Annotated in this window: 9 protein-coding genes and 2 pseudogenes; 8 read left to right on the top strand and 3 right to left on the bottom strand. The window is 70.6% G+C overall.

The genetic code is table 11. The annotated features are described in order from the left end of the window. On the bottom strand, positions 1–1,622 hold a 1,622-nt coding region (locus AB0E85_RS39265; RefSeq protein WP_361937558.1), incomplete at its 3' end, for an RICIN domain-containing protein. A 201-nt stretch (positions 1,623–1,823) separates the two neighbouring features. On the opposite strand from AB0E85_RS39265, the pseudogene AB0E85_RS39260 reads away from it, so the two are divergent. From AB0E85_RS39260 to AB0E85_RS39250, 3 genes and pseudogenes are all read left to right on the top strand, one after another. After that, positions 1,824–2,213: pseudogene (locus AB0E85_RS39260) on the top strand (DUF393 domain-containing protein). A gap of 184 nt (positions 2,214–2,397) precedes the next feature. Beyond that, a complete protein-coding gene (locus tag AB0E85_RS39255; RefSeq protein ID WP_361937557.1) occupies positions 2,398–2,793 on the top strand; it encodes a hypothetical protein in 396 nt (131 codons plus the stop codon). Positions 2,794–2,933: 140 nt separating this feature from the next. Next, entirely contained in the window at positions 2,934–3,701 is a 768-nt protein-coding gene (locus tag AB0E85_RS39250; RefSeq protein WP_361937556.1) for a beta-glucanase, read from the top strand. 8 nt (positions 3,702–3,709) lie between these two features. On the opposite strand, the gene AB0E85_RS39245 is transcribed toward AB0E85_RS39250, so the two are convergent. Further along, positions 3,710–5,143, bottom strand: coding sequence for a protein kinase (locus AB0E85_RS39245; RefSeq protein WP_361937555.1), 1,434 nt, complete (start codon positions 5,141–5,143; stop codon positions 3,710–3,712). A 111-nt stretch (positions 5,144–5,254) separates the two neighbouring features. Further along, positions 5,255–5,463 (bottom strand): annotated as a pseudogene (locus tag AB0E85_RS39240) (VOC family protein); the annotation flags it as partial. Positions 5,464–5,585: 122 nt separating this feature from the next. On the opposite strand from AB0E85_RS39240, the gene AB0E85_RS39235 reads away from it, so the two are divergent. The 5 genes from AB0E85_RS39235 to AB0E85_RS39215 all read left to right on the top strand — a co-directional run. Beyond that, a complete protein-coding gene (locus tag AB0E85_RS39235) occupies positions 5,586–6,311 on the top strand; it encodes a GntR family transcriptional regulator (RefSeq protein WP_361937554.1) in 726 nt (241 codons plus the stop codon). 121 nt (positions 6,312–6,432) lie between these two features. Next, positions 6,433–7,512 (top strand): Ldh family oxidoreductase, encoded by a 1,080-nt coding sequence (locus AB0E85_RS39230; RefSeq protein WP_361937553.1) that lies wholly within the window; start codon positions 6,433–6,435, stop codon positions 7,510–7,512. Continuing rightward, positions 7,509–7,811, top strand: coding sequence for a putative quinol monooxygenase (locus AB0E85_RS39225; protein WP_361937552.1), 303 nt, complete (start codon positions 7,509–7,511; stop codon positions 7,809–7,811). Before AB0E85_RS39230 ends, AB0E85_RS39225 begins: the two co-directional genes overlap by 4 nt. A 26-nt stretch (positions 7,812–7,837) precedes the next feature. Further along, positions 7,838–8,272, top strand: a complete 435-nt coding sequence (locus AB0E85_RS39220; protein WP_361937551.1) for a cupin domain-containing protein — start codon at positions 7,838–7,840, stop codon at positions 8,270–8,272. Beyond that, on the top strand, positions 8,269–8,498 hold a 230-nt coding region (locus AB0E85_RS39215), incomplete at its 3' end, for a hypothetical protein (protein WP_361937550.1). The genes AB0E85_RS39220 and AB0E85_RS39215, both read left to right, overlap by 4 nt.

Below are 8,498 nucleotides of genomic sequence, written 5' to 3'. Positions count from 1 at the left end.
CTCGTGCAGACAGCCGGCGCAGCCCGTCTCCCCGGGCAGGACGAAGGGACCGACCACACCGGTGCCCTCCACGACAGTCCGTCCCCGGCGCCGCCGTCCGGGGTGACGGCCGTCCCGAAGGCGATGGCGGGGCGGATCAGCCCTTCCTCGTCCACCACGAACACCAGGTTCCGTCCGTTGCGGCCCTCCACCGAGTCGCAGCTCCAGATGCCGAGACCCCGGTGCGTGGCTCCCCGACTGTCCAGGCAGAAGCCGGGATCCGCGGCCGACTGAAGCACCCCGCGGTCGTCGTCGACGCGCCAGCGTTGTGTGCGCGACGTGGAGCAGGGAGCCGTGATCACATCGGTCCCGTCGGAGAACGCACCGCCCACGTCGAGGCACAGCCCCGAACCGACGTTCACGACCTGCGAATACGAGTTCGAAGGTGGGTGCGCGGAAGAGGGCGGGGGCTTCGGGCTCGTCGTCTTCGTGGGTGACGGGCTTTTGGCCGGGGCCTTCGAGCTCCGCGACGGCGACGGGGAGGGCGGCGATGGTGAGGGCGACTCCGGCTTCGCCGGCACGGTGGCCGTCACCGTCACCGCGACCGCCATCGGCGGCACCCTCACCGGGGCGCCCGCCGCGCCCGCCGGGTCCTGCGACGGAGATTCGCCCTGCGTGATCAGGAACGCCACCAGCGGCAGCAGGGCCACCCCGAGCGCCGCCGACACCAGCACGGTGCGTCGGCGATCCGGTGCCCCGCCCCGCTCCTGCGGACCCCGCCCGGATCCGGCGCGGCCGGGCAGGGTCCGCCCCACGGCAGGGCCCCGGGCCTCCCGCTCGCCCGCCGCGTACGCCGTGCCGCCCCACGGCAGCAGCCCCTCCGCCAGCGCAGTGCGCGGGGCGTCCCGCAGGGCCGACAGCTCCGCGTGGGCCGTCGTGCAGTGCGGGCAACGCGCCGTATGAGCATGCAGATCGGCGCTGTCGCGGGGGTTGTCGGGTCGTACGGACTCCTCGATGAGGCGGCCGAAGTCGGGGCAGTCCGGGTCCTCGGAGGCGGCGAGGCGGGTGCGCAGGCAGGCACGGGCCAGCCGGTGCAGCGCCGGGTCCGTTCCGTAGGTGACGTCCTCCCGGGTCAGCCCGAGGAGGACGGCCGTCCGCTCCGCGGGCTCCTCTTCCACGACCCCGTACCAGATCAGCCCCTGAGTGCGGGAAGGCAAGGACTGAAACGCCGTGAGCATGGAGGGCAGCACACCGGACGGACCGGTCGTGTTCAGCACAAGCAGCAGGCCCGCGTCCAGACCGGCCGCCCGCCCGTCCCCGGCCCAGGCTCCGGCCGACCGGGCGACCAGCAGGAGGAGCCGGTGGCGCCAGGGCAGTCCGGGGTCGATGCCGCGGGCGGCCTGACGGGCGGCCAGCGTGAACGCCTGGGCGGCCAGTTGCCTCGCCATGGACTCGTTGGGGCTGCACAGCCGGGCGTAGGCGAGGACGTGCGGATGATGGCGGGCGCGTAGCTCCTGGAGCGCCGGGAACGCCGAGACCGTATCGGCGCGCAGCAGCTCGGCGAGCCGCGCGTCGGGCGCGCTCCTGTGGATTGAGTGACCGAGCTCCACACCGCCACGATCCTTGCCGTCGGCCCGAGCCATCCCGCCGCCTCCTCGCAGCCTTGCGACCCGCTCGGAAACCTGACTTACCGGCGGGTATGACGGCTCATAGTGGAGGAAGAGAGGCCGTGGGGAAAGGGTTTCTTCGGGTAACCATGAGTCGCCGGTGACCGGTATCTCGATCACCCGGAGGCGCTCCCCGTGCGGGTGCGGGTGCGGATCCGGGTGCGTCACGATGGAGGTGTGCGAGTGCGACCAGTGCTGATCTTCGACGGGGACTGCGGCTTCTGCACCACGTCGGTGGGTGTCGTCCAGCGCCTGGTGCGGCCCCGGTGCGAAGCCGTGGCGTGGCAGCACGCGGATCTCGCATCGCTCGGCGTCACGGCGGAGCGTGCCCGGTACGAGGCCCTGTGGGTGACACCCCATGGGCGGGTGTAAGGCGGAGCGCAGGCCGTGGCGAAGATTCTGCTGAGCGTGGGCGGCCTGTGGTCCGTCGCCGGCGCCATCCTCACCCTGCCGCCCGTGCGCTGGGTTGCCCACGGCGTCTACCGCCTGGTGGCCGCCCATCGCGGGCTAATGCCTGGAGGAACGGCGACGTGTGCGGTGCCCGGAGAGGCGAGGCACCCGGCGTGAGCTGCCAGGGCCTGCCCGATGAGTCGCCAGGGTCCCCTTGCCTGCCTTCTAGGCTGACGCCATGGACAACGGGCTCGCTCACGAGCAAAGCCTCTTCATCAACTTCCGACGGTACGTCCCGGATCCGAAGCAGCACGGGTTTCGGTGGGTTGACATCAAGCAGCTCCGCTTCGTCGCGGAGTCAGTGCCCGACAGAGGGCTGCTCGCCGCACTGATCGAGCATGAGCAGTTCCGGGACGACTATGCAGGTGGTGGAGTGCTGCCGGACGGGCTCCGGCACGGTCCGTACTGGCAGCGGTTGATCATTCCCGACCTGTACGAGTCCATCAGCCAGGAGAAGGCCGTGCGGATCCTGCGGGAGTGGATGGATCCGCCCTGGGACGTGCCCCCCGAGCTGGAGGCAGATCTACAGCGTGAGGTGTTCGCCCGCCTGGCCTCTGCCGATGGCATCCACCACCTCAGCGAGCCCGGTGATGAGGCGATTCATGACTGGGGACGCGTGCACGACTGCTTCCACGAGTTCGTGCTCATCGACCGCTCGGCCGGGCGGATCACGCTCATCGTCGCCGCCGACGACTGAGGCAACCACGGGCATCCGCTGCGTTGGCTGACATCAGGAGCGGAGCCGGCCCTGTTCCGGCTGTTCACCTGAAAGGGTCAGATCTCGACCGGGGAGAGGAAAAGGCGCATATCCGGCCACCAGCCGGTGAGCCATGCGGCATGACCGAACCCTTACGGGCCGACTCGCCTCCGGCTCCCTGCCGCCCGCCATCCATGCCGGTCGTCTTCACCGCCGACTTCACCTCAACTTCCCAATGGGTCGCAGGCCGTTCCTGGGCCTATCCCGGTGGAGGCCCGGTCAATCCACGCGATGACAAGCTCGACCACCTGGTGGCCGACGCCGCGTACAGCCGCTCCGGCGTCTTCCGCGCCGGACGACGGCAGGACGGACGCTGGAACACCGGGCTGCTCACCACCGAGGGGAGCGAGGAAGGCTTCACGGTCCGTGCGGGGGATGTACTGGAGGCCCGGGTACGTCTGCCGGAGGAGATCGGCGCCTGGCCCGCGATCTGGACGTGGCGCGACGGCGACCAGGAGATCGACGTCTTCGAATATCACCCGGACAACCCCGACCTCCTCGAATTCACCAATCACGTGCGGGGCACCAATCGCTACCACCACGACGAGGCAATCCGCCCCGGCGCGTGGGTGGACCTGCGTACCGTCTTCGGGACCCGCTCGGTGGACTGGTGGCTCAACGGCAGAGCGGTCTTCGCCGACGGACGAGGGGTGGGCAGGACCTGGCACGCCTACCTCATCGTCAACCTCTCCGTGTGCGCCGGGCGATATCACCCCGCACCACAACCGGGAACGACTGGGATGTCGTACGAGGTGAGTCACCTCCTCGTACGCCGAGCCACGACGTTCGACGCCTCAACGGGGGCCACAGCGGGAGCATGTGAGCAGGAGGACGTCGCACCACCGTGACCGAGCCCCTACTTGGCATGTGCCGCCTTCTTGCCCTTCTGGTTCTTCCGAGATTCTCCCGGGATCCGGCCGTGGTCACGTGTTCTGCCGTTCGCGTCCGCGTTGGCCGCGGCCTGCTCAGAGGTGCTGCGAGTGAAGGTCCGGTCGGTGTCGGGATCCGGGCTGTCGGAGGACGGACGAGCGCTGCGGACCTGAACGGCATCGCTCATCGGCCTGCCGGAGGCCGGGGGACCGGGCGAACGCGGAGGCACCGATGCGGAGGGCGTGTCATCGTCGTGACCGGCCGATTCCGAAGGTGTGGAGGGGGCCACCGGGTCGGGGGCGGACGGGGCCGCTTCGCCTGCGGCGTCGCGGTGTGAAAAGCCTTCGGTGACCACCAGGCCGCCGGCGAGAAGGGCGGCGAGTGCAGCCGCCGCCCCTCGCGCACGGATGCGGCCTCGTGGGGTCGCGGGCCGAGACACTCCCCCGGCGAGGCCTGCTGAAGTGCCCTGGCTTCTGGGCGCCGGCACAGCGGGCGACAGGCTCCGGTGTGTGCTGTCGGCGTGACGCGCGACGGTGGAGGGTGCGGCGCTCAACACGGGGCGGGCAACGGCGGCGGAGGGGTCCGCTGAGCTCGCTCCGGAGAGACGGGTCAGGGCCACGGCACAGTCGGCCGCCCTGGGACGACCGTGTTCTTCGAGGCTGGTCATGTCCCGGAGGAGGGCGGCGAAGCCGTCGGGCAGGAAGTCCGGCAGGTCCGGCCGGCGGTGCAGGCGCGCGATCGCGGCCTCCAAGGGGCCACCGTCGTATTCGAGGCGACCGGTGAGGCTTTCGAGGAGGACCAAGCCGAGGGCATAGATGTCGGCAGGCCGGCCGACGGGACGGCCCAGCACCTGTTCGGGGGCGAGATAGGCCGCCGTGCCGGTCAGGACGCCGGTGGCGGTGCGGGTGGTCGCATCGAGCAGCCGGGAGATGCCGAAGTCCGTCAGATGGGGACGGCCGGAAGAATCCAGAAGGATGTTGGACGGTTTGACATCCCGGTGGACGATCCCCTCCTCATGGGCGTGAGCCAGAGCTTCGGCCAGTGCCGCGCCGAGGGCGGCCGCGGCCTCGCTCGGCAGGGGCCTCTCGGCGATGCGGCACTTCAGGGTACGTCCGTCGATCAACTGCATGACCAGGAAGGCTTCGCCGTCATGGCGTCCGGCGTCGAAAGCGGTGACCAGGCCCGGATGCTGCAACCGGGCGAGGATCTCGGCCTCGCTGCGAAAAGCCTCCTCCGTGTCGAAGCCGCTCCCGGGGCGGAAGACTTTCACGGCGACCGGCCGCCGCAGTCGCAGGTCGAAACCGCGGTGGACGTCAGCCGCACCACCGGAACCGATCAGCCCGTCCAGGCGGTAGCGGCCCGCCAGAATCCGGGCACAGCCTCGAAATGCCCGGGCGTCCCGCACCTCGCGCAATCCCACCTCGATCTCCCCACTCCGCACGCGCACACCGATCAGGGCCCGCCGCCGACGAGCCGCCGGACGCAGGTACCCATTCATCCGCCGCCTGCACCAGCGGGTGGCCCGCTCCCTTCAGCGCAGCTGCTCGGCCAGTCCGACGATGACGCCCTCCGGGCCGCGTGGGCAGCAGAGCTGACAGCTGTCCTCGAACCGGGCGATCCCACCGACGAGTTCCGCGCCGTGAGGGCGAAGGCGGGCAACGGTGTTCTCGATGTCGTCGACGGCGGACATGACGCGGTGCGTGCCCGGACGTTGTGCGGCCGGTTGCGCGGTCGGGCGCTGTTGCCTGTCGTTCGGATCACGCCGCAGACGCGGGGTCCAGCACCCGCCCGGTTCCTGCGGCTTCTTGCGACCCGATAGGCTGTATACAGCCCGATGTGCGGGGCAGGCGACGAGGAGTCTCATGGTCCGGGCCACTGGCAAGAGCGAAGCGGTGTACGAGCGTCTGAAGGGTGATATCGAGTCACTGCGCCTGCGTCCCGGGGCGAAACTGAGCGAGGTCCAGCTCGGCGAGGAACTGGGGGCCTCCCGTACCCCGGTTCGGGAGGCGATCCGGCGGCTGGCCCGTGAGGGGCTGGTGGACTTCGTGCCGGGCGAGGTGGCCCGCGTCGCGTCGATCTCCCTGGGCGGGGTGCGCGCCCTGTTCGAGTTCCGGATGCTGCTCGAGCCGGAGGCGACCGCTTCGGTCGCGATGGCGGGCACGGTCCGCGATCAGGTCCTGGTGCCGTTCCGGGAACTCCTGGAACAGTTGGACGAGTTCGACGCGGCCTTCCGGACGCTCGGCGCGGCCGAGCAGGAGCGGGACTACCAGGGCTTCTACGATCTGACCGAGTCGTTCGACCAGGCGGTGATCACGGCGTGCCGCAATCCCTACCTCGCCCGCACGATCCGTGACCTGCGCAGCCAGACCGTGCGGCTGCGGCACCTCTCCCACAGCGGGCCACGTCGGATGCTGACCTCGCTGGAGGAGCACCGGGCCATGCTGGAGGCCATCACACAGGGTGACGCACAGGCGGCGTCGGCCGCCTGCCGCCACCACTTGGCGCAGACACTGCGGGCCCTGATCGACAGCCTGACCGCGCACGACTTCCTGCTCGGCACCGATGTACAGGTGGGCATCGCCGGCTGACCCCTCCGAGCGGTACCACGGAAGCGGAGTCGATTCCCTTTCTGAGACGCGGGGTCCCTTCACCTCCGCATTGCTGTATACAGGAGTGGATACATTGTCGCTCGAGGGTGAGGGCCGTCCGATGCCGCACACCGTCGCGGCGGCGGACCTGCTGAGGTTCGCCGCCGCCACCACCGAAGCCCACGGGGTCCCACCCGAGGACGCTCACCTGCTCGCGGACACGCTGGTGACCGCCGAACTGTGGGGGCACCCCTCCCACGGAATGCTGCGCTTGCCGTGGTACCTCGCCCGCCTCCGGAGCGGTGCGACGGCGGCGACCGCGGCCCCCCGAGTCGTCAGCGACAACGGCCCGGTGCTCGTGGTGGACGGCCAGGACGGACTGGGACAGGTCCTCGCCGACCGTGCGACGCGCCTGGGCATCGAGCGGGCCGGGGAGCACGGCATCAGTGCGATCGCGGTCCGCAACTCAGGGCACTTCGGGACAGCCGCGTACTTCACCCGCAAGGCGGCCGGGGCGGGCCGTGTGGCGATGCTGGCCACCAATGCCAGCCCGGCGATGGCACCGTGGGGCGGCAGGGAGAAGCGGGTCGGCACCAACCCGTGGTCGATCGCCGCCCCCGCCGGCCGCTACGGCACGGTCGTGATGGACATCGCCAACACGGCCGTGGCGCGCGGCAAGATCTACCACGCCGAGGAACGCGGCGAGCCCATCCCCGAAGGCTGGGCTGCCGACGCGGACGGTGCGCCGACCACCGATCCGCGCCGCGCCATCGAGGGCCTGATCCTTCCGATGGCCGGCCACAAGGGCTACGCCATCTCGTTCATGTTCGACGTGCTGGCCGGCGTGCTCACAGGCAGCGCCTTCGGTTCGGGTGTCGTCGGCCCGTACCGGCCCGCCGGCCGCAGCGGAGTGGGACACCTGCTGATCTGTGTGGACATCCGCGCGATGGCCGACCCCGGTGAGTTCGCCCGGCGGATGGAAGCCCTGGTCGAGGAGACCAAGTCCACCCCCACCGCTCCCGGAACGGCCGACGTCCTGGTCCCCGGCGAGCCTGAGGTGCGCACCGCCGAGCGGCTGCGCACGGAAGGCATCCCGGTCCTCGAGGACACGTGGACCGCACTGGCGGCGATCTCCGAGACCACGGACGTCCCCCTGCCCGCCCCCCGCTCTTCCACGACTGCACAGGAGCTTCCCGCATGATCGCCCTGACCGTTTCCCTGCACGTCGTCCCCGGCTGTCGTGATGAATTCCTGGCGGCCATCGAGGAGAACGCCGCGCGCTCGTTCTGCGACGAGCCGGGCTGCCGGTACTTCGACGTGGTGTGCGACCTGAACGACGACCACCACTTCGTCTTCCACGAGCTCTACGACGACGAGGCCGCCGTCGAGGCCCACCGCGCCGCCCCGCACTTCAAGGTCTGGCGCGAGGCCGCCGCGAAGTACGTGCTGCCGGGCAGCCAGGTCAACACGCTCTCCCACCGCCTGTTCCACCACTCCTGACCCCTGCCCCTGATCGGAGCCACCCCATGTGCATCCATCCCGCCGAACCGACCCTGCTCATCCACCCGGGCGAGGCCGAACGCTTCGACCGCGGCGGCGGCGTCACCACCATCCCCTACGTCGGCAAGTGGAACTCCGGGACGGCGGTCATCACCACCGGGCAGACCGTCTTCCAGCCCGGCACCGGACTGCCTGTGCACAGCCACAACGTGGAGGAGTCGGTCCTGATCCTCGAAGGGGAGGCGACCGCCGAGATCGACGGCCGGCTCTTCGACTTGGAAGTCGGCCAGGCGACCTGGGTCCCGGCCGGCATCCCGCACCGCTTCTTCAACCGGGGTCAGGACGTCATGCGCATCTACTGGGTCTACGGCGGCCGGGACGTGACCCGCACCATCACCGCGACCGGTGAGACCTTCGAGCACCTCTCGGAGCACGACAAGGGAGGGGCCCCCGCCGCATGAGCAGCCTCATCACCACCGTCAACCCGGCCACAGGGCAGCCCCTGGCCACATACGAGGCATCGGGGTTCGTGTCGGGGCACCTCGCGATGATCGAGGAGCCGGAGGCCATCGCCGGCACGGCGGCGTTTGCGTCGGGCGGCCGGTTCGTCGTCCGCCCGGACCGCGCGGCCGACCACCTCGCCGAGTACAGCGTCATCGCCGGCAACACCATCGGCTACGGCGCCAC

Origin of the sequence: Streptomyces sp. NPDC029044, from assembly GCF_040637495.1 — a bacterium.
In the GTDB taxonomy this organism is placed as follows: Bacteria; Actinomycetota; Actinomycetes; order Streptomycetales; family Streptomycetaceae; genus Streptomyces.
This window is presented reverse-complemented; position numbering and strand designations above follow the sequence as displayed.

Coding starts and splice junctions, on each gene's coding strand:
- AB0E85_RS39250 (WP_361937556.1), top strand. CDS start 2,934: ATGACCGAACCCTTACGGGCCGACTCGCCTCCGGCTCCCTGCCGCCCG.
- AB0E85_RS39235 (WP_361937554.1), top strand. CDS start 5,586: ATGGTCCGGGCCACTGGCAAGAGCGAAGCGGTGTACGAGCGTCTGAAG.
- AB0E85_RS39230 (WP_361937553.1), top strand. CDS start 6,433: ATGCCGCACACCGTCGCGGCGGCGGACCTGCTGAGGTTCGCCGCCGCC.
- AB0E85_RS39225 (WP_361937552.1), top strand. CDS start 7,509: ATGATCGCCCTGACCGTTTCCCTGCACGTCGTCCCCGGCTGTCGTGAT.
- AB0E85_RS39220 (WP_361937551.1), top strand. CDS start 7,838: ATGTGCATCCATCCCGCCGAACCGACCCTGCTCATCCACCCGGGCGAG.